The sequence below is a fragment of the Marivita geojedonensis genome (assembly GCF_002115805.1).
Classification (GTDB): Bacteria; Pseudomonadota; Alphaproteobacteria; order Rhodobacterales; family Rhodobacteraceae; genus Marivita; species Marivita geojedonensis.
Genome location: NZ_JFKC01000004.1, coordinates 88,944 through 111,862, shown reverse-complemented (window position 1 = coordinate 111,862; position 22,919 = coordinate 88,944). Strand labels below are relative to the sequence as shown.

Annotated in this window: 24 protein-coding genes and 1 tRNA gene; 15 read left to right on the top strand and 10 right to left on the bottom strand. The window is 61.6% G+C overall.

Features of this window, described 5'->3' with window-relative positions:
- Positions 1-2: 2 nt before the first annotated feature.
- Positions 3-170 (bottom strand): hypothetical protein, encoded by a 168-nt coding sequence (locus MGEO_RS21555; RefSeq protein ID WP_170102896.1) that lies wholly within the window; start codon positions 168-170, stop codon positions 3-5.
- A gap of 100 nt (positions 171-270) precedes the next feature.
- On the opposite strand from MGEO_RS21555, the gene MGEO_RS07135 reads away from it, so the two are divergent.
- The 9 genes from MGEO_RS07135 to ptsP all read left to right on the top strand — a co-directional run bounded on the left by MGEO_RS07135 (position 271) and on the right by ptsP (position 9,546).
- Positions 271-345, top strand: a tRNA-Thr gene (locus MGEO_RS07135).
- Between the two features lie 155 nt (positions 346-500).
- Positions 501-1,805, top strand: a complete 1,305-nt coding sequence (locus MGEO_RS07130; protein ID WP_106299149.1) for a methyltransferase domain-containing protein — start codon at positions 501-503, stop codon at positions 1,803-1,805.
- A 109-nt stretch (positions 1,806-1,914) separates the two neighbouring features.
- Positions 1,915-3,093 (top strand): glycosyltransferase, encoded by a 1,179-nt coding sequence (locus tag MGEO_RS07125; protein ID WP_085636036.1) that lies wholly within the window; start codon positions 1,915-1,917, stop codon positions 3,091-3,093.
- Between the two features lie 27 nt (positions 3,094-3,120).
- Positions 3,121-4,335, top strand: coding sequence for a 3-deoxy-D-manno-octulosonic acid transferase (locus MGEO_RS07120; RefSeq protein WP_085636035.1), 1,215 nt, complete (start codon positions 3,121-3,123; stop codon positions 4,333-4,335).
- A gap of 73 nt (positions 4,336-4,408) precedes the next feature.
- Positions 4,409-4,843 (top strand): DUF1178 family protein, encoded by a 435-nt coding sequence (locus tag MGEO_RS07115; RefSeq protein ID WP_085636034.1) that lies wholly within the window; start codon positions 4,409-4,411, stop codon positions 4,841-4,843.
- Complete coding sequence (locus MGEO_RS07110; protein ID WP_085636033.1) at positions 4,843-5,493, top strand: SDR family oxidoreductase; 651 nt, start codon at positions 4,843-4,845, stop codon at positions 5,491-5,493. The genes MGEO_RS07115 and MGEO_RS07110 overlap by 1 nt, the downstream gene beginning before the upstream one ends.
- The gene (locus MGEO_RS07105) at positions 5,490-5,939 is read left to right on the top strand and encodes an SgcJ/EcaC family oxidoreductase (protein ID WP_085636134.1); all 450 of its coding nucleotides are present in this window, start codon (positions 5,490-5,492) and stop codon (positions 5,937-5,939) included. Before MGEO_RS07110 ends, MGEO_RS07105 begins: the two co-directional genes overlap by 4 nt.
- Positions 5,940-6,019: 80 nt before the next feature.
- Positions 6,020-7,258 (top strand): aspartate kinase, encoded by a 1,239-nt coding sequence (locus MGEO_RS07100; protein ID WP_085636032.1) that lies wholly within the window; start codon positions 6,020-6,022, stop codon positions 7,256-7,258.
- Between the two features lie 47 nt (positions 7,259-7,305).
- Positions 7,306-9,546, top strand: a complete 2,241-nt coding sequence (gene ptsP, locus MGEO_RS07095) for a phosphoenolpyruvate--protein phosphotransferase (RefSeq protein ID WP_085636031.1) — start codon at positions 7,306-7,308, stop codon at positions 9,544-9,546.
- A gap of 583 nt (positions 9,547-10,129) precedes the next feature.
- Here the strand turns inward: ptsP and MGEO_RS07090 are convergent.
- Both MGEO_RS07090 and MGEO_RS07085 read right to left on the bottom strand, forming a co-directional pair.
- A complete protein-coding gene (locus MGEO_RS07090) occupies positions 10,130-10,879 on the bottom strand; it encodes an EcsC family protein (RefSeq protein WP_085636030.1) in 750 nt (249 codons plus the stop codon).
- Positions 10,880-10,910: 31 nt separating this feature from the next.
- Entirely contained in the window at positions 10,911-11,396 is a 486-nt protein-coding gene (locus MGEO_RS07085) for a GNAT family N-acetyltransferase (protein ID WP_085636029.1), read from the bottom strand.
- A gap of 99 nt (positions 11,397-11,495) precedes the next feature.
- Here MGEO_RS07085 and MGEO_RS07080 point away from each other — a divergent pair, with 99 nt between their 5' ends.
- The 3 genes from MGEO_RS07080 (at position 11,496) to MGEO_RS07070 (ending at position 12,939) form a co-directional block, all read left to right on the top strand.
- Positions 11,496-12,101 carry a flavin reductase family protein gene (locus MGEO_RS07080; RefSeq protein WP_085636028.1) on the top strand — a complete coding sequence of 202 codons (606 nt, stop codon included), beginning with the start codon at positions 11,496-11,498 and terminating at the stop codon, positions 12,099-12,101.
- 146 nt (positions 12,102-12,247) lie between these two features.
- Complete coding sequence (locus MGEO_RS07075) at positions 12,248-12,598, top strand: Lin0512 family protein (RefSeq protein ID WP_085636027.1); 351 nt, start codon at positions 12,248-12,250, stop codon at positions 12,596-12,598.
- Positions 12,595-12,939 carry a Lin0512 family protein gene (locus tag MGEO_RS07070; protein WP_085636026.1) on the top strand — a complete coding sequence of 115 codons (345 nt, stop codon included), beginning with the start codon at positions 12,595-12,597 and terminating at the stop codon, positions 12,937-12,939. Before MGEO_RS07075 ends, MGEO_RS07070 begins: the two co-directional genes overlap by 4 nt.
- 92 nt (positions 12,940-13,031) lie before the next feature.
- Here the strand turns inward: MGEO_RS07070 and MGEO_RS07065 are convergent, their stop codons facing one another.
- Complete coding sequence (locus MGEO_RS07065; RefSeq protein ID WP_085636025.1) at positions 13,032-13,232, bottom strand: Flp family type IVb pilin; 201 nt, start codon at positions 13,230-13,232, stop codon at positions 13,032-13,034.
- A gap of 259 nt (positions 13,233-13,491) precedes the next feature.
- Positions 13,492-15,126 (bottom strand): SulP family inorganic anion transporter, encoded by a 1,635-nt coding sequence (locus tag MGEO_RS07060; protein WP_085636024.1) that lies wholly within the window; start codon positions 15,124-15,126, stop codon positions 13,492-13,494.
- Positions 15,127-15,301: 175 nt separating this feature from the next.
- On the opposite strand from MGEO_RS07060, the gene MGEO_RS07055 reads away from it, so the two are divergent.
- Genes MGEO_RS07055 through MGEO_RS07045 form a run of 3 tightly spaced genes read left to right on the top strand, consistent with a single transcriptional unit; the run spans position 15,302 to position 17,376 of the window.
- On the top strand, positions 15,302-16,189 hold the full coding sequence (locus MGEO_RS07055; protein ID WP_085636023.1) for an S-methyl-5'-thioadenosine phosphorylase: 888 nt from the start codon (positions 15,302-15,304) through the stop codon (positions 16,187-16,189).
- Between the two features lie 13 nt (positions 16,190-16,202).
- The gene (locus MGEO_RS07050) at positions 16,203-16,826 is read left to right on the top strand and encodes a LysE family translocator (protein WP_085636022.1); all 624 of its coding nucleotides are present in this window, start codon (positions 16,203-16,205) and stop codon (positions 16,824-16,826) included.
- A 7-nt stretch (positions 16,827-16,833) separates the two neighbouring features.
- Positions 16,834-17,376 carry an adenine phosphoribosyltransferase gene (locus tag MGEO_RS07045; RefSeq protein WP_085636021.1) on the top strand — a complete coding sequence of 181 codons (543 nt, stop codon included), beginning with the start codon at positions 16,834-16,836 and terminating at the stop codon, positions 17,374-17,376.
- A gap of 59 nt (positions 17,377-17,435) precedes the next feature.
- Here MGEO_RS07045 and MGEO_RS07040 read toward each other — a convergent pair whose 3' ends face one another.
- From MGEO_RS07040 to topA, 5 genes are all read right to left on the bottom strand, one after another.
- Positions 17,436-17,726 carry a GNAT family N-acetyltransferase gene (locus tag MGEO_RS07040; protein WP_085636020.1) on the bottom strand — a complete coding sequence of 97 codons (291 nt, stop codon included), beginning with the start codon at positions 17,724-17,726 and terminating at the stop codon, positions 17,436-17,438.
- Entirely contained in the window at positions 17,719-18,345 is a 627-nt protein-coding gene (locus tag MGEO_RS07035) for a 3-oxoacid CoA-transferase subunit B (RefSeq protein ID WP_085636019.1), read from the bottom strand. Before MGEO_RS07035 ends, MGEO_RS07040 begins: the two co-directional genes overlap by 8 nt.
- A gap of 44 nt (positions 18,346-18,389) precedes the next feature.
- Entirely contained in the window at positions 18,390-19,460 is a 1,071-nt protein-coding gene (locus MGEO_RS07030) for a PAS domain-containing protein (protein WP_233139736.1), read from the bottom strand.
- A gap of 24 nt (positions 19,461-19,484) precedes the next feature.
- A complete protein-coding gene (locus tag MGEO_RS07025) occupies positions 19,485-20,189 on the bottom strand; it encodes a CoA transferase subunit A (protein ID WP_085636018.1) in 705 nt (234 codons plus the stop codon).
- A 146-nt stretch (positions 20,190-20,335) separates the two neighbouring features.
- On the bottom strand, positions 20,336-22,909 hold the full coding sequence (topA, locus tag MGEO_RS07020) for a type I DNA topoisomerase (protein WP_085636017.1): 2,574 nt from the start codon (positions 22,907-22,909) through the stop codon (positions 20,336-20,338).
- Between the last annotated feature and the right edge of the window lie 10 nt (positions 22,910-22,919).

Below are 22,919 nucleotides of genomic sequence, written 5' to 3'. Positions count from 1 at the left end.
ACTTAACTGCCCTCGCTCGTACTCTTGTTGTCTTTTGCCTCATCCGCCGTTCCGGCAGAACGCGCGCGCGCCTGCGCCTTGCGCTTGGCCATGTTGGCCTTGAGCGCGGCCTTGAGCCTGTCTTCCCGCGCCTGCGCCGTCGATTTTCCCGATGAGGTTTTCTGCGTCATGGACACTTCCTATCCCAGAGGCAAAAAAGGGTCCAGATTGCGCTTGCACCGATTTCCGTTTGCGTCTAATCACCCGCCACGCCAACCAAGGCGCCCCGGCGCTGCTGTAGCTCAGAGGTAGAGCACTCCCTTGGTAAGGGAGAGGTCGAGAGTTCAATTCTCTCCAGCAGCACCATCCTCACCCAAAGCAGTGCAGACCGCGCAAACAGCCGAGATTGCGTGCTGCCGCCTCGCACCGCGAGTTTTTTTGTCAAGAGAACTCTGGATTTGTGTCTCGGACCGCCGCACACTCTTCGGGTGAATTTGTTGAGGGATTAAGCCGTGGCAGAGATGCAGTCGGATCGGACCACCGAAGCGGCGCCTGTCGTCCTGGAGATTGACGAAGCCGAAGTTGCAAGGATTGTCGGAAGGATCGAAGAGGCGCGTGCGCTGATCGACGCGGGAGATGTCGATGAGGCCATGGAGTTGTGTGAAAGCATCCTGAAAACGCCCGGCCTTCCTGTGAACGCCGGAATCAAGGTCGGGTTGCTGGTTCGGGATCTCGGCCACACGGACATTGCCAATTCCGTGTTCGAAAACTCCTATGCCAAACTTCAGTTGGTCATGGACCGCCTCGAAGACCCCGAGCGCGCTTTGCTTCCCGCCGCCGAGGCGCTTGCGGATCTCGAGCGCTATGACGAGGCCGAAGTGCTCTGCCGCAAGGCCATCGACACCGCGCCGGACAACCTCACAGTGGCTGTTGGTTATGCCGCCTTTCTTGTGCATCGCGACCGACTGGACGACGCAATGGCAATCACGCAACGCTATTGCGATCTGACCGACAACAAGTTCAACGGCGCGATTCACTTTGCGATGATCTTCGATCACCTCAATTGCGACGACGCCTCCCGCGCCTGCCTAGAACGGGCGAAAAAGCACTGCAAGACCAAGACCCAGCGCGCCAAACTGGATTTCTTCCTCGCGTCCAAAGGCATGAAGAAAACAGCCGAGGACCAGCATGGTATGGCTGTGGAATTGTTCGACGAATTTGCCGACGACTACGACAAGCAGCTTACCAAGCTCGACAATAATGGCCCCAGCATGGTGTTTACTGCGCTGGAGGAACTGAACCTGCCCAAGACCGGAACCCGCCGTATTCTGGATGCCGGCTGCGGCACTGGCCTGTGTGCGGGCTTTCTTCGGCCCTATGCGAAAGAACTGCACGGGATCGACCTGTCGGTGAAGATGCTCGAGATTTCCCGCCAGAAGGGCGGCTATGATTATCTGGCCCGCACCGACCTGTCCGAAATCGTCACCTATCCCGAAGGCAAGTTCGACATGATCGTCTGCGCAGACGTCCTTGTCTATTTCGGGGCTCTGAACACAGTGTTACGCAATCTATCCAGCATCCTTACCCCCGGAGGCTGGCTGCTGCTGACCGTCGAGCACGAGAACGACCCCGATGTCGCCACCGGGTTCAAGCTCTATCCGTCTGGACGTCACAAGCATACCGACGCTTACATGCAAAAGACTCTGGCCGAGGCCGGATTTCCGAAACCGAAGATGATCAAGCACGCGCGCCTGCGCAATGAACTGGGCGCACCGATCCTCGGTACGTTGATCGCGGTACAGAAACCGGCACTGATGTTCGGCTGACCGGCCAATACGCGCCGCAAGAATATGAGAAATCCGACGACACGTCCGACCTTGCTGGCGGCACACTGCGCTGATACCTAAAGGGTCGTTATCTTTCGGACCCTTGCTCATGCGCGCAGCGATTGCGACTGGCGAATACCACCTCGGCGGCGAAACATTCATCAACCGCCACATCGAACACCTGTTCGGTGGCAACACGGTTGTGGTCTGCGGTCGGTTCCGGGGCGACAATCCCTATGGCAAGCCGTACTTCGTGCGCCGCGACGGGCTGTCCGGACGCGACATCATGGTTGCGCCCTGGTGGCTTCTGCGCAATCGGCTGGAGCACGGGACCTCCCGCCTGCCCTTCGGCGAGGCAAAGGATGCACTTGTGAAGTTCCTGCGCGATGAACGTGTCGATGTGGTTCTGGCCGAGTTCGGAACGCAGGCGCTCGCCCTGGCACCGCTGGCCAACGCGCTGGACATTCCGATCTTCACCTACTTCCGGGGCACCGATGCGTCCAAGGCAATCCGCACCGAACGGATGCGCTCTGCCTATCGCAAGATGATGCCACGGCTTGCGGGCGTGTTCTCGGTCTCGCGCTTCCTGCTCGACAACCTTGCCAAGCACGGGATCACCCATCCCAACAGCACGGTCATCCCCTCTGGGGTCGACATCCGTCGCTTTGCACCGCAGGCCAAGGTACCACTCAGCTTTCTGGCCGTTGGCCGATTTGTCGAAAAGAAAGCCCCGATGACCACCCTGCGCGCTTTCGCGACAGCGACCCGCGATCTGCCCGATGCACGGCTCGACTTCATAGGTGACGGCCCCCTTCTCGAGCCCACCCGCGCCCTTGCCGAGGAACTGGGTGTCAGCGACAAGCTGCGCTTTCACGGTGCCCAGCCGCACAACACCGTGCGCGACCGGCTGATGAGCACGCAGTTTTTCATGCAGCACTCGATCACTGCCCGCGATGGCAACACCGAGGGGCTGCCTACGGCGATCCAGGAAGCCATGGCCTGCGGCTGCATCACGGTCTCCACACGACACGCGGGCATTCCCGAAGCCATCGACGAAGGCGAAACGGGTTTCCTGGTGGAAGAGAATGACGAAGACGGCTTTGCCGAGGCCATCGCCTCCGCGATCGCCGTGCCTGACCTGCCCGCCATGTCCGCACGCGCACGTCATGTGGCCGAAGAACGGTTCGACAACCACGTTTTGCTGAAGGTACTGGAGCGGCACATCCAGGACGCGCTCCTGCTGACCCCCTCGGGTGCGGATCAGCGCCTCAAACGTGCGCCGGCCTGACCCGGCGGCGCGACGACGGATCTGACAGTGCTGCTTTACCGCCTCCTGATGACGCTGCTGGCCAGCAGGGAACTGATGACCCGGGCCATCGCAGGCGACAGGGATGCTCTGCGCGCCCGACTGGGCCTTGTCCCTGCCCCGGAAAAGCAGGACCGCATCTGGCTGCACGCGGCGTCGAACGGTGAACTTGCATCGGCACGGCCTGTGATCGACCGGCTGACCACGCAGGGGCGCAGCCTGCTGATCACCGTCAACACCGACAGTGCGCTGGCACTCGCAAAGGGATGGGCGCTGCCGAACACCCATGTTCTGCTGGCGCCGGTCGACCTGCCCGGCCCGACGCGCCGGGTCATACGGAACTGGGGCGTCACCGCGCATATCACACTGGAATCCGATCTGTGGCCGCAGCGCATCCTCGACACGCCCGGTCCTGTTCTGGTGCTTGGCGGCCGGCTGACCGAACGCTCTGCCAAGGGGTGGCAACGTTTCAAACCAATGGTGGCCCGTGTCATGGGCAAACTCGGCTTCCTGTCCGCACAAGACCCGGACTCGGCCCGGCGCTTTGCCCAGTTCGGTCTGCCGACGGGTGCGCAGGGTCCGATTTTTGACCTCAAGGCCCTCTACACCCCGCCAACGGACAGCCCATCCGACGATCTGCAAGCGGCGTTCGCCCGCGCGGACACATGGCTTGCGGCCTCCACACATGAAGGCGAGGACGCCATCGTTCTGCAGGCCCATCTGCAAACCCTGAAGCAGCGCCCGGATCTCCGGTTGATCCTCGCACCGCGCCACCCCAAACGGGCCGACGCGGTGGCTGCGATGATCGTCGAGCACGGGCTGTCTCTGGCCCGACGCAGCACGGGTGACGATCCGAACGGAACGCAGGTCTATCTGGCCGACACCTTCGGAGAGATGCACCTGTGGTATGCGCTGGCCGGTGTGACTTTTGTCGCCGGGTCACTGACCGATCGCGGCGGACACACGCCCTACGAACCGGCGGCCTTCGGTTCTGCGATCCTGCACGGACCAGACACCGCCAATTTCCGCGCTGCATATCAACGGCTGGAACACGCCAACGCCGCGCGGATGTGTCCGGATGCCGACAGCATTTCTGCGGCCCTGATGCAGTTGAAAACAGCACAGGATCAGGTCGCAATGGGACAGGCGGCGAAACAGGCGCTGCGCCAGGAAGCCGATTTCGAACAACTGATGCACGACATCACCAAGACGCTGAACGCTTGATGTCTTTGGCAAGTCGCTTATTTTTACGGTATCACCGAATTGACAAGGCAGAGCAGACGCCACAGGCACCGCAATGATCCAGTTTACACTGAAATGCGCCAATGATCACCAGTTCGACAGCTGGTTCCAGTCCGGAACCGCCTTCGACAAACTGCACGCCTCCGGGCTGGTCAACTGTTCGGTCTGCGGCACTTCGGACGTGTCCAAGGCCATGATGGCCCCACGGGTCAGCACGGCAGAGAAAGACACCAAGCCTCCGACCCGGCCCAAACTGTCGGAACCGGCAAGCCCGGCAGAGCAGGCATTGGCAGAGCTCAAGAAATACGTCGAAAAGAACTCTGACTACGTCGGACGGAACTTCGCCAAAGAAGCCCGCGCCATCCACTCCGGCGAAGCGCCCGAACGGCCGATCTGGGGCGAAACCCGGGGCGACGAGGCGAAGAAGCTGATCGAAGAAGGTGTGCCCGTGGCCCCCCTGCCCTTTACACCCACACGGAAATCCAACTGATGTCGGTACTGATCACCGGCGCAAATCGCGGCATCGGCGCTGCGCTGCTGTCGGCCGCACACGCCCGTGGACAGACAGCTTTCGGCACCGCCCGCACGTCGGATGACAATGCGCTTCTTCCTCTTGACGTCCGCGACCCGGAAAGCTGCGCCGCGCTGGCCAACCGGCTGAAGGACACCGATATCGATCTCCTCGTCTGCAACGCCGGGGTCTACCTCGAAAAAGGCAAACCCGTTGACAGCCTGACCGACACGGCGCTTTGGGCCGACACATTCGCAACCAATGTCACCGGCGTTTACCTGACGGTAATGGCCTTCCTGCCCCACCTTCAACGCTCGAACGCTCCGAAGATCGCCATCATTTCCTCGCAGATGGGGTCGAGCACCCGTGCCGGTGGCCAAAGCTATATCTACCGCGCCTCCAAGGCCGCCGCCCTCAACCTGGGTCGCAACCTCGCCGCCGATTTGAAACCCCAGGGCATTCCTGTGGGAATCTACCACCCGGGATGGGTCCGGACCGATATGGGTACAAGTGCCGCAGATATCGGCACCGAAGAATCCGCCACCGGGCTTCTGAACCGGTTCGATGCGCTGTCACTCGACACAACAGGCTGTTTCGAGATGTGGAACGGCGACGCGATTCCGTTTTGACAGTCGCCACACCAGAAGACTTTCCAAAAGCCTTTGCCGATGCATGGCACAGCCGGGACGGACACAGGATCGGTGCGCTTTTCTCAGACGATGCGGATTTCGTGAATGTCACCGGCCTCTGGTGGCGCAACCGCACGGCAATTTCGAAAGCGCATGATTACGCACTGAAATCCTTCTTCGCAGACAGCACACTGAAACCGGGCGTCGTGACGACCCGAACACTCGGGCCGGATCATGCCGTGGTCCATTGTCGGTTCCATCTGTCCGGCCAAAGTGCGCCCGACGGCAGCATTGCAGGCGATCGAAGCACCATCCTGATCTTCGTGCTTCAAAAGGGCCCCGGCGGCTGGCAGGCCGTGGCCGCCCAGAATACCGATGTCGTCCCCGGCAAGGAAACCCATCTCAACGCCGACACCTTCTCGGCTGTTGACTATAGGGACACGTAAGCAGCCCGCGACACCTGCCGCTCTTGCGCGCCTGCCCCACCCAACGTAAAGGACCGCTGAGTCTGACCCGGGAGGCCCTTATGCCCGTTCTCGTGATGAAATTCGGCGGAACCTCCGTCGCCACGCTTGACCGCATCAAGCGCGCTGCAAAGCGTGTCGGCGTCGAAGTGGCCAAAGGCTATGACGTGATCGTTATCGTCTCGGCCATGTCCGGGGAAACCAACAAACTCGTGGGCTTCGTCGAGGAAACCTCGCCGCTCTTCGACGCGCGCGAATACGACGCCGTCGTGTCCTCGGGCGAAAACGTCACCGCCGGTCTGATGGCTCTGACGCTTCAGGAAATGGACGTACCCGCGCGCAGCTGGCAAGGCTGGCAGGTGCCGGTCAAGACAACCTCGGCCCACTCCGCCGCGCGGATCGAAGACATCCCGCCCGAAAACATCATGCGCAAGTTCGGAGAAGGCATGAAAGTCGCGGTAGTCGCGGGGTTCCAGGGCATTAGCCCAGAAGGCCGCATCACTACACTGGGTCGCGGTGGGTCCGACACCACCGCCGTTGCCTTCGCCGCCGCCTTCGGTGCCGAACGTTGCGACATCTACACCGATGTGGACGGCGTCTACACCACTGACCCGCGCATCTGCGACAAGGCCCGCAAGCTGGACCGCATCGCATTCGAGGAAATGCTGGAACTCGCGTCACTGGGCGCAAAAGTGCTGCAGACCCGCTCGGTCGAACTGGCGATGCGGTATAAGGTGAAACTGCGCGTGCTCAGCAGTTTCGAGGAACAATCTGACGACGCAGGAACACTGGTCTGCGACGAGGAGGACATCATGGAAAGCAATGTTGTGGCCGGAGTGGCCTATTCCCGCGACGAGGCCAAGATGACCCTCGTCTCCGTCGCCGACCGCCCCGGCATCGCCGCGGCGATCTTCACCCCGCTTTCCGAGGCGGGCGTGAACGTCGACATGATCGTGCAGAACATCTCGGAGGAAGGCCGCACCGACATGACCTTCTCCTGCCCGACCAATCAGGTCCAGCGCGCCGAAAAGGCGATGATGGAGGCCAAGGCCGCCGGCAAAATCAACTTCCACGACATCGTTGCAGACACAGCCGTTGCCAAAGTTTCGGTCGTGGGCATCGGAATGCGCAGTCACACGGGCGTGGCAGCCAAGATGTTTCAGGTCCTTTCCAAAGAGGGGATCAACATCAAGGTCATTACAACTTCCGAGATCAAGATTTCCGTGTTGATCGACCGGAAATACATGGAACTTGCGGTTCAGGCACTGCATGATGCCTTTGAATTGGAGAAAGCCGCCTGACCGCGTGACCATCACCGTCACGTCAGACGGGGCGCGAGGGGCAGAGAATGGTTGAGCGCGCGGAAAGCGAAAGCCGCAAGCTGCTGGGACGGCTGCGCGATACAATGGCCAGCCAGGCGGCTGGTCAGGAACGGCTGGACCAGATCACCCATCTGACCGCCGATTCCATGGGCACCGAAGTGTGCTCCATCTACCTCTTCCGCGACGACGAAACGCTGGAACTCTGCGCGACGCAGGGTCTCAATCCCGAATCGGTGCACCAGACCCGGATGAAGCTGGGCGAAGGCCTTGTCGGCCGCGTCGCCCGCACCGGAAAGGTGATCAACGCCGCCGACGCCCCGTCTGCCAAGGGCTTCCGCTACATGCCGGAAACCGGGGAAGAGATTTACTCCAGCTTCCTCGGCGTCCCGATCCAGCGCCTGGGTGAAAAGCTGGGCGTTCTGGTTGTCCAGTCCAAGGAAGCCCGCGAATTCAGCGCCGACGAAATCTACGCGCTCGAAGTCGTCGCCATGGTTCTGGCGGAAATGACCGAGCTTGGTGCATTTGTCGGCGAAGGCGCCGCCTTGCGCGCCCGCCACACCCAACCGGTGCTGATCCGGGGCGTCACCGCGCAGGAAGGCACCGCCGAAGGCCATGTCTGGCTGCATGAACCGCGCGTCGTCGTGACCAACCTTGTTGCCGACGACCCGGCCAAAGAGCGCGCCCGTCTCACCGAAGCGGTCGAAAACCTTCGGATCAGCGTCGATCAACTGCTGGCGGTGGCCTCGGGCGACAGCGAACAGGTGCAGGTGCTCGAAGCCTATCGCATGTTCGCCAACTCCAAAGGCTGGATGCGCCGGATGGAAGAAAACATCGACCGCGGTCTGAGCGCCGAAGCCGCCGTCGAAAAAGAACAGTCCGACGTGCGCGCCCGCATGCTGCAGGCCACCGACGCCTATCTGCGCGAACGGCTGCACGACCTCGACGACCTGTCGAACCGATTGCTGCGCATCCTCACCGGACAGGGCAACAAGACCGGCGCGGCCCTGCCCGAAGACCCGATCCTCGTCGCGCGCAATATCGGTCCCGGCGAACTGCTCGAATACGGCCGTCAGTTGCGCGGCATCATCCTCGAGGAAGGATCCGTCGGCAGCCACGCCGCCATCGTCGCGCGGGCGCTGGCGATCCCACTCGTCATCAACGCCAAGCGCATCCAGATCGAAGCGCTGAACGGCGATCACGTCATGGTCGACGGCGATCAGGGCGTCGTGCACCTGCGCCCGGACGACACTGTGGTGAACGCCTTCCGCGACAAGATGGCGATGCAGGCGAAGGCGCAGGAACGCTACGCCTCGATCCGAGACAAGCCGGCCGTGACGCTCTGTGGCAAGACCATCCGCCTCGACATGAACGCAGGCCTGATGGCGGACCTGCCCTCGCTCGAAAGCTCGGGCGCCGAAGGCGTCGGACTCTTCCGCACCGAACTGCAGTTCCTTGTCCGCAGCCAGATGCCCAAACGGACAGAACTCGCCGCCCTCTATGCCCGTGTCCTTGACGCGGCGCAGGGCAAGCGCGTGGTGTTCCGCACGCTCGATATCGGCTCGGACAAGGTTCTGCCCTATATGGCCGCCGAGGAAGAGCCGAATCCCGCCCTCGGCTGGCGCGCAATCCGGGTCGGCCTGGACAAACCGGGCGTCATGCGCATGCAGCTTCAGGCCCTGCTCCGCGCCGCCAATGGCCGCCCGTTGTCGATCATGTTCCCCTTCATCGCGCAGTACGACGAATACCGCCTTGCCCGAGCCGAGGTGGACAAAGCCGTCGCACGCGAGAAGAAACTCGGACACACCCTGCCCGAGAAGCTGGAAATCGGCGCGATGCTGGAAACCCCGTCACTCGCCTTTGCCAGCAAGCGGTTCTACGAAGAGGTCGAATTCCTGTCAATCGGCGGCAATGACCTCAAACAGTTCTTCTTCGCCGCCGACCGCGAGAACGAACGCGTCCGCCGCCGCTATGACACGCTGAATGTCAGCTTCCTGACCTTCATCGAAGACATCGTTGCCCGCTGCGCGGCCACCAACACCCGCCTGTCCTTCTGCGGCGAAGACGCAGGCCGCCCGGTCGAAGCGCTGTGTCTGGCGGCCATCGGCCTGCATTCACTCTCCATGCGCCCGGCCTCCGTCGGCCCGGTCAAACACCTGCTCCGGCGCTGCAACCTTGATGACGTGCGCAAGGTCATCCACGACGCGCGGGATGCGGGAGAACAATCCGTGCGCCCCGCCGTGATGGAGTATCTGCGCGGGTTGAGTTAGAGCGTTCAGAAGATGCCAGAGACGGCGCCCTAGTTACACTAAGGCCGCATCGCCTAATGCATCATCCACATCCCTCATTGGGTGTGCGTAGCCTCACGCATCATCCTTGCCCATGCTCGATGCCTGGAACTCAACGAATTCATAAACGGCGGAACAGCGTGGCTCCGCTGTTCCAATTGTCCCCCTGCGTCGCGCCCGAACCGAGGGGTGGGCGGAAAGCGCCCGCCCCGTGGGGGCGGTTCGGGCGCTGCCCGTGCTTTGCACGGGCATGTTGGTGCGCATTAGCGGTGGCGTCACATCCGCAACCTGTTTGATCTCACGCACCACACCCCACGCAAGTTCCCCAATCCAGTCAGACACCCCGACAGCACGCCACAGCCTTTCTGGCTGACCAAAGCCGGGTTTTCCGGACCGCGTGCTGTCAGAGCCTGTGCGGCGAACGGGTGCGCCCTGCTCCGGTGCCGGATCATGATTGGATCACAACGCCCCGCCCGCTCATGCCCCCGAATTCATCCGGGGACAGGACCAATTTCCGCCATTAACGTTAAGATAGGGTGAACCGAACGCGCGATTTACGTCAAATTCAGAGTGTTTTCACTGCACGGCGCAGTTCTTCGACCAGCGCAGTTTCAGACATTCCCGAGTCGCGCGCCAGCCGCCGCAGCCCAAAATGCACATGGGCCATTTCCTGATAATAGCTGGTGTAGGCATAGTTCGTAGCCGCCCCTGCAGCCGCTCCAAGGATCGGAACCGTCTGTGCAGCAAGCTTCTGCCCCAGAACCGTCGCCAGCTTCGGCGCAACGGATTTCATGATTCCATGCACCGCCGTCCCGGTCAGCGTCACCCGTGTCGTCAGAAACGCCATATTGGCCCCGTCGTCATCCGCCAGCGGCCCCGCGCTGGCAAACACGGTCAGGCAATCGGCAAGCACATCGGGATCGTTCGGATCAAATTCATACTCCGCCGCCACACCCTGAATGGCGCGTAACAGCACTGTTGTTGTGACGGGCAGTTCCGCCAGCGCCGTCGGCAATCCGCCAGCCCCACCAACAGCCCCCATCGCCGTGGTGACAGCGGTGTTGAGCCATCCTTTCTGGTCAGGCACCACACCGCGCGACTGTTTCGCAGCGTGCAGCGCGACCCTGAGCGCGCGCTCGGTTGCACCTTCAAGACCAACCTTCACCGGGTCCGGCAACCTTTCCAGAAGGTTCTCGGCCCGGCCACCGATCATGTTAAGCACCTGCAAGCCCACCCCACCGGCCGCCTTGTGCCGGCGGGCCAACTGGGTGATCGCGGTCTGTGTATCAAGCGGCACGAGGTCGGTTCCTGTCATACCGTAAACTTGGGGTTGTTTACCGTACGGTTCAAGCGTCGCGCTGGACAGAGCCCTGCACCCCGTCCCAGGCGCCCGGCTCCAACTCCAGTGCCAGAACCCGGTCCGGGTTGGTCGGCGGCGGCATCTCGACCCCGTCGATCTTCCAGAATCCGAACCGCTGGTAATAGGGCGCATCCCCCACCAGCAGCACCCGCGCCCAGCCTTCGCTGCGCGCCTGATCCAGACTGTCGCGAATGAGCGCACCGCCCAGCCCTTCGCCCTGCGCCGTAGGGTGAACCGCCACCGGCCCCAGCAACAGCACCCGGTGACCTGACACCCTGACCGGCCAATACCGGATCGCACCGCCGAGGATCCCCTGCTCGTCCCGCGCCACGCGGCTCAGGCTTGCCACCGGCGGGATGCCATCCCGCAACCGGTAAGAGGACAGCGCCTCGCGCCCCGGTGCGAAACACAGGTCATAGAGGGCTTCGACCTCCCACCAGTCGTCTTTGGTTTCCGGGCTAAGGGTGAACATGACACCGCTCTTCGTTGACGTGCGGCACACCCCCGTGCATTCCGCTGCGAAACGGCCTATCACGCAGGAAAACAATCGGCAAACAGGGAGCTTGCCCTTATGTTCTACCGCCCCGAAGACGGCCACGGCCTGCCGCACAACCCGTTCAACGCCATCGTCACCCCCCGCCCCATCGGCTGGATCTCGACACGCGGCAGCGACCGTCAGGACAATCTTGCGCCCTACTCCTTCTTCAACGCCGTGGCTTACGTCCCGCCGCAGGTGATGTTCGCGTCCACCTCCGCCAAAGAGGATCGCGGCGACACCAAGGACAGCGTGGCGCAGATCCGCGATACCGGAGTCTTTGCGGTGAACATCGTCGAATACGCCATGCGCGACGCGATGAACCTCACCTCTGGCCCGTGGGACCGCAATGTGGACGAGTTCGCCCATGCGGGCATCGACAAGGCCGAGTGCGACACGATCAACTGCCCGCGCGTGGCGAACGCCCCCGCTACGCTGGAATGCAAACTGACGCAGATCGTCAAGCTGCCCGGAGAGGCCAATTTCGCCGTCTTCGGAGAAGTCACCGGCGTTCACATGCGCGACGATTGCATCAAGGATGGCGAGTTCGACGTTCTCAGCTTCAACCCGCTGACCCGCATGGGCTACCGCGATTATTCGGTGATCCGCGAAAAGTTCAGCCTGAAGCGCCCCGGAGAATAGGTCATGTCTTGTACCCGGGGCTCCGCCCATTCTCACCTCAAACCATCCCCCGGATGGTTTGAGTGCCAAAGGCACAACCGGTTCGAATTGTTTCGCGCGCGAAACATTGGGTCCGATCCGGTCCTTTAACAAAAGGTTAACACGATATGGCCGTCAAACGTCTGCTGACCGAATTCGGCATGGGCTCGTCCCTGCGCCGACAGGATTACACCGAAGCCGCCGCGCGCGCCGTGCGCGATGCGCTCTGGCACAATTCGATCAACCTCGCCGAGCTTTACGGCAAGGACAAATCCGACATGCAGATCACCGTCGAGGTGGGCGTGCAGAACCCCGACGCGCTCGACACGGGCACCATCGCGGCGATCTTCCCTTATGGCCAGGTCACTGTGATTGCCCGCAAAGGTGGGCTTGATGTGCCGCGCACCGATGGCGGCAAACCGACGGTGATCGCCAATGTCGCAATCTCGGTGGCGCTTGATCTGGAGGACGTGGCATGACCGATCAGCGTTTCATCATCGAAATGGGCATGGGCAACGACCAATACGGCATGGACTACACCAAGGCCGCCGCCCGCGCGATCGAAGACGCGATCCGCCATTCCTCGATCCCGCTCTTTGACGCCACCGGTCTGCCGCATGAGCAGATGCGGGTCCAGGTGACGGTGGGCGTGGCCGAACCTGAGAAGGTGGATTGTGCCGAACTGGTCAAGGGATTGCCACGCGGTCGCGCAAGTGTGACAGCGGTGGAAGGCGGGCTGAACGTGACCAACCCGGACAGCGGCATGACGCTTGTGATCGCCACCGCTGCGGTCGAGGCGTTTCTTCCGAAGCAGGGCTGAGCCGCAGAGCAGGCTGACGCGAATGCGACGGGCATAGAAAAAGGGCGCCCGAGGCGCCCTTTTCCTGAATTCTGTGTCGAATGACCGGCGAATTAGTCGCCTGCGCCACCGCCAAGGTAGTCCTGTGCACCAAGAACCGAGTTGCCGGTTGCGGTCAGAACTGTGTCGGTGTTGCCCTGGATCGCGCCGTAGGCTGCGATGGCCAGACCCACAACAGCTGCGGTCAGAACGACCCAGTCAACTGTCACGGCACCGTTTTCGTCCTTGCGGAAGTTTTTGATGAACTTGATCATGATACTCTCCAAAGTCCTAGTTTGCTCACGTTCCCAAGCACAGGACTGTGTGTTGAGCGCTCTCTCTTTCGCTCCATCCCGACTTGAATGATGATGTTTTGCCCTCTGAATGGGGCAGCACTTTGACGAGTTTGGTTCCCTTTTCGAGCCATTTTGCGGGAATTTTTCTATATTTTTACGACCCTTACCATCGATCAACCTATGCGGTCAAAACCATCACAAAGACACGGAAAGCCTTAATATCAGGGACTTGGCGACCTCAGTGGTCGCCAAGAATGCCCGTCCGAACGCCATAATCGACCGCCAGCGCGTAGTCAGGGTCGTCATCACTGTCGACCATGAGGTGTCCCGCCTTGGCAAGGAGTCGGTGGCAATCGCGGCTCAGATGGCGGAGCAGCACGCGCTTTCCGGCGGCCTCGTATTTGGCGGCCACCGCTTCGATGGCCTGTAGAGCCGACTGGTCCACCACACGGCTTGCGGCAAAGTCGATGATCACGGTGTCCGGGTCGGTTTCGACCGTGAACAGTTCGTTGAACCCATCGGAGGACCCAAAGAACAGCGGGCCCTGAATTTCATAGACTTTGGCGCCCTTCTCGGTCGCGCTGTCACGGGTGATGGCATGGATGCGGCGCGCATTGTTCCATGCATAGGCAAGCGCGGACACGATCACCCCTACGACGACGGCCACCGCAAGGTCTTCGAGAACGGTCACAACGGTGACCAGCAGGATCACGAAAGCATCGGTGAGCGGCACCTTGCGCAGGATCGTCAGCGAGTTCCAAGCAAAGGTTCCGATCACCACCATGAACATCACCCCCACAAGAGCGGCCAGCGGGATCAGTTCGATCAACGGCGCTGCGAACAGAATGAAGATCAGCAGGAACAGCGCAGCGGCGATGCCCGCGATCCGGGTGCGTCCTCCCGATTTCACATTGATCATCGACTGGCCGATCATCGCACAGCCCCCCATCCCGCCGAAGAAGCCGGTCACCGTATTGGCCACGCCCTGCGCAATACATTCCTGCGAGGCACCACCGCGCTCTCCGGTGATCTCGCCAACAAGGTTCAGGGTCAGCAGGCTTTCGATCAGGCCGATGGCGGCGAGGATCACCGCGTAAGGCAGGATGATTTCGAACGTTTCCCAGGTCAGCGGCACCATCGGAATGTGGAAGCTGGGCAATCCGCCCTGAATCGATGCGAGATCGCCGACGCGCGGCACATCAAGATTGAAGCCGATCACCAGTGCGGCCACCACGGCAATGCCGACCAGCGGCGCAGGCACTACGCGGCTGATGCGCGGCATGACCCAGATGATCGCCATGGTCAGCGCCGTCAGACCCAGCATCAGGTAGAGTTGCATTCCAGACAGCCATTCCCCGCCGCCCATGCCGTGACCGGTGTTTTCAAGCGTACCGGGCACCTTGAACTGCCCAAGTTGGGCAAGGAAGATCACGATGGCGAGGCCGTTCACGAAGCCCAGCATCACAGGATGCGGAACAAGTCGGATGAACTTCCCCCATTTCAGTGCCCCCGCAGTGATCTGGAGAAGCCCCATCAGGACCACGGTCGCAAACAGGTATTCCACGCCATGTTCGGCCACCAGCGCCACCATGACCACCGCCAAAGCACCGGTCGCCCCCGAAATCATGCCGGGACGCCCGCCGATCAGCGCAGTGATCAGGCCGACGAGAAAGGCCGCGTAAAGACCGACCAACGGATGCACCCCGGCGACAAAGGCGAAGGCCACCGCCTCGGGCACCAGAGCCAGTGCGACGGTGAGGCCGGAGAGCAGTTCGATCCGGATGCGGCCCGGGGTCAGGCGCTCTTTCGGCATCAGGCTCAGATCGGGTATGGCAAGACGATTGGCGAAAGACGCCAAGAGACCTTTGGGCATGGAGAGTTCCAACCTGTTCGCGTGAAAGGGGCCGGATAGACGGTTCCGCCCGGAATGACCATTGCAGGACACGGGAGGCCGCCATGCGTTGCGTGCAGGCAACAGGGTGGACTGCGCCTTGAAGCAGCGCCCGCAGGCTGCAAGACTGTGCCGGACGACAGGACGGAGGACAGGTATGGCACCGCGTAAGCTTGGCGTGATCGGCGGATCAGGGCTTTATGCCGTAGACGGGTTGACGGACGCGGACTGGACGCGCGTAGAGACCCCGTGGGGCGCGCCTTCGGATGCGCTGTTCTGTGGGGTGCTGGACGGGCTGGAGATCGTGTTCCTGCCCCGGCACGGGCGCGGCCATGTTCACAGCCCTTCGGATGTTCCCTACCGGGCCAATATCGACGCGCTGAAGCGGCTCGGCGTCACGGATGTGATCAGCGTAAGCGCCTGCGGGTCGTTCCGCGAGGAGATGGCTCCGGGCGACTTTGTCATCGTGGACCAATTCATCGACCGCACCTTTGCCCGCACCAAGTCCTTCTTTGGCTCCGGTTGCGTGGCACATGTGTCGATGGCCCATCCGGTGTGCGGCGGATTGGGGGCGACCTGTGCCGAAGCGGCGCGCAAGGCAGGTGTGACGGTGCATGAGGGCGGTACCTATCTGGCGATGGAGGGGCCGCAGTTCTCGACCTTGGCGGAATCCAATCTCTATCGGGACCAATGGGGCTGTTCAGTCATTGGGATGACCAATATGCCCGAAGCGAAACTCGCCCGTGAGGCAGAGTTGTGTTACGCCAGTGTGGCGATGGTCACCGATTACGACTGCTGGCATCCGGGCCATGACGCGGTCGAGGTGACAGACATAATTCGTGTTCTGACCGGGAACGCGGACGCCGCGCGGGCGATGATCCGCAACCTGCCTGCGCTGCTCGGCACCGACCGTGCGCCCTGTTCGCAAGGCTGCGACACCGCGCTGGAGCACGCACTGATCACGGCACCCGAGGCGCGCGACCCCGGGATGATCAAAAAGCTGGACGCGGTTGCGGGCCGCGTGCTTTCTGGGCCGAAGACCTGAAAGGACGTCCTGCATGAGCTTCGATATCTGGCTGGCCTTTGTTGCCGCCTCTACCGCCTTGCTGATGATCCCCGGCCCGACGGTTCTGCTGGTGCTCTCCTATGCGCTCAGTCAGGGCCAGCGTGTCGCCATCGCCTCGGCCAGTGGTGTCGCGCTGGGAGATTTCATTGCCATGAGCCTGTCGCTGGCGGGTCTTGGTGCGCTCGTATTGGCCTCGGCCACACTGTTCACCGTGCTGAAATGGGTGGGCGCGATCTATCTCGTGTGGCTGGGGATCAAGCTGTTGCGCGCCGCGCCGAGTGCCGCCTTGCCCGAGACAGACCCCGACATCAATGCGCAATCGGTCTTTGCCCATGCAGCGCTGGTGACCGCGCTGAACCCGAAATCCATCGCGTTTTTCATCGCCTTCGTTCCGCAGTTCATCACCGCCGAGGCCCCGCTCCTGCCGCAGTTTGCGATCCTGATCGCCACCTTCGTGACGCTTGCCGCCCTCAACGCCTTCGCTTATGCGCTGGCCGCTGACCGGCTGCGGAGTTGGGTCGGCAAGCCCTCCGTGATCGGGGGACTGACCCGCGCCGGGGGCGTTACCCTTATTGCCATGGGCGCGCTGACTGCCATGGCCCGTCGTACAAGCTGAGATTGACATGAGCAAAACCACCAAGACCGTCAAAGACTACATCCGCACCATCGTAGACTTCCCGCACGAAGGGATCATGTTCCGCGATGTGACAACGCTCTTCGCCGACGCGCGAGGGTTCCGCATGGCCATCGACCAGTTGCTCCACCCGTATGCCGGTGAGCGGTTCGACAAGGTGGTTGGGCTTGAAGCGCGCGGGTTCATCCTTGGCGGCGCAATTGCGCATCAGCTGTCAGTCGGGTTTGTTCCGGTGCGCAAGAAAGGCAAACTGCCGGGTGCCGTGATTTCCGAGGAATATACGCTGGAATATGGCGAGGCGATCGTGGAGATCCACGATGATGCGATCCAGCCGGGTGAAAAGATCCTTCTGGTCGATGACCTTCTTGCCACGGGCGGCACGGCAGAAGCCGGGCTGAAACTGATCGAGCGGCTTGGCGGTGAGGTGATCGGCTGTGCGTTCATCATCGACCTTCCCGATCTGGGTGGCCGCAAGAAACTCGAAGCTATGGGTATGGACGTGCACGCGCTGTGCGCGTTCGAAGGGCTTTAGGGACAGGGCCGTTACCGTCGGAAGGACGCGGCGTGATGCGTTGACGCTCCGCGCACGCCCTAGACGTTGAATGCGTCCGACCATTCGGGGTGTTTGCGGCGCTGCGCGTTTACGAACGGGCACAGCGGAACGATCCTGAAGCCTTCGGCCCGGGCATCCGCAATCAGCCTCTGGACCAGTCTCAGGCCAGCGCCGGTACCCCGCAGAGCATCCGGCACACCGGTGTGATCCGCGATCACGAGCGTCGGGGACGCCACTGAATAGGTCAGCTCCGCCTCGGCATCGCCCAGGCGGAGCACATAGCGGCCTTTCGCACCCTGCTGTTCGCGAACGATCTCGGGGTCAGACAATCGTCGCCTCGGTCGCCGCGATCATCTCTTCGCGGGTGACGCCGGGGGCGAGTTCCTGGATGTGCAGTCCCTTGTGGGTCACGTCGAGCACACCGAGGTTGGTGATGATCCGGTCCACAACACCGGCACCGGTGAGCGGCAGCGTACATTCCTTGAGAACCTTGGATTCGCCGTGCTTGTTGGTGTGGTCCATGACCACAACCACACGACCGACGCCCGCAACGAGATCCATCGCGCCGCCCATGCCCTTGACCAGCTTGCCGGGGATCATCCAGTTTGCCAGATCGCCTTTTTCATCGACTTCCATGGCACCGAGGATCGCCATCGCAATCTTCCCGCCGCGGATCATGCCAAAGCTCGTGGCGCTGTCGAAGTATGAGGTGTGTGGCAGTTCGGTGATCGTCTGCTTGCCGGCGTTGATCAGGTCAGGGTCTTCATCGCCCTCATAGGGAAACGGCCCCATGCCGAGCATCCCGTTCTCGGATTGCAGGGTCACGGTCATGCCTTCGGGGATGTAGTTCGACACCAGCGTCGGGATACCGATGCCGAGGTTCACATACATGCCGTCCTCAAGCTCTTTTGCCGCCCGTTCGGCCATCTGATTGCGATCCCAACCCATGTTCGTGTTCCCCTCGTTTATCCTCTGATCCGCAATGTGCGGCGTTATTCCCTGTAATCGGTAAATCCGACCGGCACATCAATCATGACGACCGTCCCGGCGGCGCCCCGCGCCACATTTATGGTTGCGTCGAGCCCTTCGAGCAGGGCGGAGACCAACCGGCCGCCAACCGAATCCGGCGGTGGAAAGGCTTTCTTTGCCGGGATCCCGACGCCGTCATCGGCGATTGTCATGCGCAATCCGCCCGCAGCCAGCCTGTTCACCCGCAGCTCCAGATAGCCCTGATCCAGCCCATCGAACGCATGCTGAAACGCGTTGGACACAAGCTCGAACGTGATCAGCGCCACGCGGATCGCGGTTTCAAGATTCACTTCGAGCGGTTCAACCAGCGACACGAAACGCACGCCGGGACGCCCTTCGTTATGCGCAATCGTGTGCGAGATGCGTGACAGGAGCGAGCCAAGGTCGACGCCATCGCGGTTCCACTGTTCGTCCGCGAGTTTCATCTCTTCATACACGAATTGCAGACATTCCAGACGGCGCGGGAGCACGTCGAGCATCCGCAGCTGCTTGCGGCGGTCTTCCTCGTTGACAGGCGTTGCATCCTCGCCGCGATCCACCAACGAACTGACGATCAGTCCGAGATCCTTGCTGACGCGCGAACAGACCGTGTCGAGATGCAGGCGTGTTTCATCGTGAGACCGATCCAGTTCCTCGTCGCGCAGTTCTTTCTGAATTCCGAGGAAGTAAACCGGTTTGCCATTGACGCCATTGATCGGTGCGATCAGCAGACGGTTCATGAAGGATTCACCGGTGGAGCGATAGTTGACGATATCGACGGTGACATCCTCTCCGGCCTCGATGGCGGACCGGATCTGGCGCACCGACTCCTGATCGGTCTCTGGCCCCTGAAGGAACCGGCAGTTGCGCCCGATCACAGTTGAGCGCTGGTAACCGGTGATCCGTTCGAATGCGTCGTTGATGTAGACGATCGGATTGTCGTCGGAATTCGGATTGGTGATCACCATGGCAACGCTCAGACGGGAAAACCCGGCAAGCGCCTGGCTGTCGTCCAGAACGGATGTCAGTTTTGGTTTCTCAACAAATCGTTCCACGGCGTTTTCGGTTGCTGTCCTGACTCAGGCCGCTGGGCGCGGGCGGGTGGTGCGCTGTTCGATGCGCTTTTCGTGCTCACCCTGAATGATCCGGTGCACGTAGATGCCCGGCAGGTGAATGTGATCGGGATCCAGTTCACCCGGTTCGACGATTTCCTCGACTTCCATGATGCAGATCTTGCCGCACATCGCCGCCGGCGGATTGAAGTTGCGGGCTGTCTTGCGGAAAATGGCGTTGCCGGTCGTATCGGCCTTCCATGCCTTGACGATGGACAGATCGGCGAAGATGCCCTCTTCCATGATGTAGGTCTGGCCGTTGAAGTCGCGGTGATCCTTGCCTTCCGCGATCACGGTGCCGACGCCGGTCTTTGTGTAGAACCCAGGGATGCCGGCGCCACCTGCGCGCATCCGCTCGGCCAGCGTGCCCTGCGGATTGAACTCGAGTTCGAGTTCACCCGAGAGGTACTGACGCATGAATTCTGCGTTTTCGCCCACATAGGAGCTGATCATCTTTTTGACCTGGCGGGTCTGAAGCAGGATGCCGATGCCGAAATCATCGACGCCTGCATTGTTCGAGGCAAAGGTCAGGTCCTTCACACCGCTGTCCCGGATCGCCGCCAGCAGCAGTTCGGGAATGCCGCTCAGGCCAAAGCCCCCGGCCGCGATCAGCATACCATCGGACAGGACGCCTTCGAGCGCTTCGGTTGCAGATCCATAGACCTTTTTCATTCGGTAATCCCCCGCTGTTCAACGCACCGCCGTTTTGGCGTGTCAGAGGGGGTAAGTCAACGGCAGGCAGGTAAGCAAAAGGATGTGTCAACTTCGCGCATGTCGCGTTTTGTTGACACTTTTTTCGCCTGTAATTGCCTGACGGATCAGGATTTCTTTGTCGTCTTCTTCTTTGCGGCGGTCTTTTTCGCGGGCGCCTTTTTCTTGCTGCCTTTCTTGGCGGCTTTTTCCGCGATCAGAGCAACTGCCATGTCCATGGTCACCGCGTCGGGTTCGACGTCTTTGGGCAGGGTGGCGTTGACCTTTTCCCATTTGACGTACGGACCGTAGCGCCCTTCCATCACGGCGATCATACCGCCATCCTGTGGGTGCTCACCGAGTTCCCGTAGCGGCTTGGCCGCAGCCCCGCGACCACGGCCCGGATTTGCCCGCTTCTCGGCCAGCAACTCGACCGCGCGGTTCATGCCGATTTCGAAGACGTCCTGGAATTCCTTGAGGTTCACGTAGACGGGCTTCGCCTCATCAGGCAGCTGGTGCATGATATAGGGGCCGAAGCGGCCAAGGTTGGATTTCACCTCGCCGCCGTCGGGGTGCATCCCGACAACGCGCGGCAGGGTCAGAAGCGTGACCGCCTTTTCCAGCGTCATGTCGTCCGGCGACCAACCCGGCAGGAAATCGCCCTTGGCCTTGGGCAGGCTGGCGCGCGGCGGTTTCTTATTTTCCGGCGTCGGTTCACCTTTCTGGACATATGGCCCGAAGCGGCCGGACTTGAGCCAGACTTCCTCGCCCTCGTGTTCGCCCAGCACACGTTCGTCGCCTTCGGCCCCCTCGCCGGCGATGGGGCGCGTGTAGGTACATTCGGGGTAGTTGCCACATCCCACGAACCCACCAGTGCGCGAGGTCTTCAGATGCAGACGTCCCTGCCCGCATTTCGGACAGACACGCGGGTCGCTGCCATCGTCTCGTGGCGGATAAAGCTGCGGGGCCAGCGCTTCGTCCAGAACGTCGAGCACTTCGGTGATCCGCAGGTCCGAGGTTTCGGCAATCGCGGCCGAGAAATCGCGCCAGAAGCGGCTCAGCAGGTCTTTGTAATCGGCCTCCCCGGCACTGACGTGGTCAAGCTCGTCCTCGAGCGCGGCAGTGAAATCGTATTCCACGTAGCGCTTGAAGAAGTTGAGCAGGAAGATCGTGACGATCCGGCCCTTGTCTTCGGGAATCAGGCGGTTCTGTTCCTTGCGGACATATTCGCGATCCTGGATCGTGGTGATGATGCTGGCATAGGTCGACGGACGCCCGATACCCAGTTCTTCCATCTTCTTGACCAGCGTCGCCTCGGTGTAGCGCGGCGGCGGTTGGGTGAAGTGCTGATCCGGCGTGATCGAGCGCTTTTCGGCCTTTTCGCCCTGCATGATCTGCGGCAGGCGCTTGTCGTCGTCATCGACCACGGCATCATCGCGGCCTTCTTCGTAGACACGGAGGAAGCCGTCGAACAGCACCACCTGACCGGTGGCGCGCAGCACGACCTGTCCATCGGCGCTTCCGACATCCACGGTGGTGCGTTCCAGCCGGGCCGATTCCATCTGACAGGCCAGCGTGCGCTTCCAGATCAGATCATACAGCTTGCGCTGGTCCGGCTCCGACAGTTTCAGCGACTGCGCATCCCGCGACATGTCGGTAGGGCGGATACATTCGTGCGCTTCCTGAGCGTTCTTTGCCTTGTTCTTGTACAGGCGCGGCTGGCTTGGAACATAGTCGGCCCCGTAGCGATCCTTGATCGCCGCGCGGGCCTGTTCCACGGCTTCCGGGGCCATGTCGATCCCGTCGGTCCGCATATAGGTGATGTGCCCCGCCTCGTAGAGCCGCTGCGCCGCATTCATCGTCTGACGCGCGCCCATGCCGAACTTGCGGCTGGCCTCCTGCTGAAGCGTCGAGGTCATGAACGGTGCCGACGGGTTGCGGGAGCCGGGTTTTGCCTCAACGGACTGCACGGTCAGGTCGCGGCTGGTGATCGCCTGCACCGCCAGTTCGGCCTGCGTTTCATTCTCGATGTCGTAGCGGTCGAGTTTCCTGCCTGCGAGAACCGTCAGGCGCGCCTCGTATTCCTGACCGCGCGGCGTGGACAGCAGCGCCTTGACCGACCAGTATTCACGGGGTTTGAACGCCTCGATCTCCATTTCGCGTTCGACGATGAGTCTCAGGCACACGGACTGCACCCGTCCTGCGCTGCGCGCTCCGGGCAGTTTGCGCCAGAGCACAGGCGACAGATTGAACCCCACGAGATAGTCGAGCGCCCGGCGGGCCAGATAGGCCTCGACCAGCGGCGCGTCGATGTCACGCGGGTTTGCCATGGCTTCCGTGACGGCGGCCTTGGTGATGGCGTTGAACGTGACACGTTTTACATCGGTGGTCTTCTTGATCGCACGGCGCTTGGTCAGGGCTTCTTTCAGATGCCAGGAAATTGCCTCGCCCTCACGATCAGGGTCGGTCGCGAGAATGATCGCATCATCGGATTTGAGCGCATCGGCGATGGCGGCGACGTGCTTGCGCGACTCCGACGCGACCTCCCACTTCATGTCGAAGCCGTTCTCGGTGTCCACGGAGCCGTCCTTCGGCGGCAGGTCGCGCACGTGCCCGTAGGACGCCAGAACTGTGTAGTCAGACCCCAGATACTTATTGATCGTTTTGGCTTTTGCCGGGGATTCGACAACGACAACTGGCATAAAAAGACCA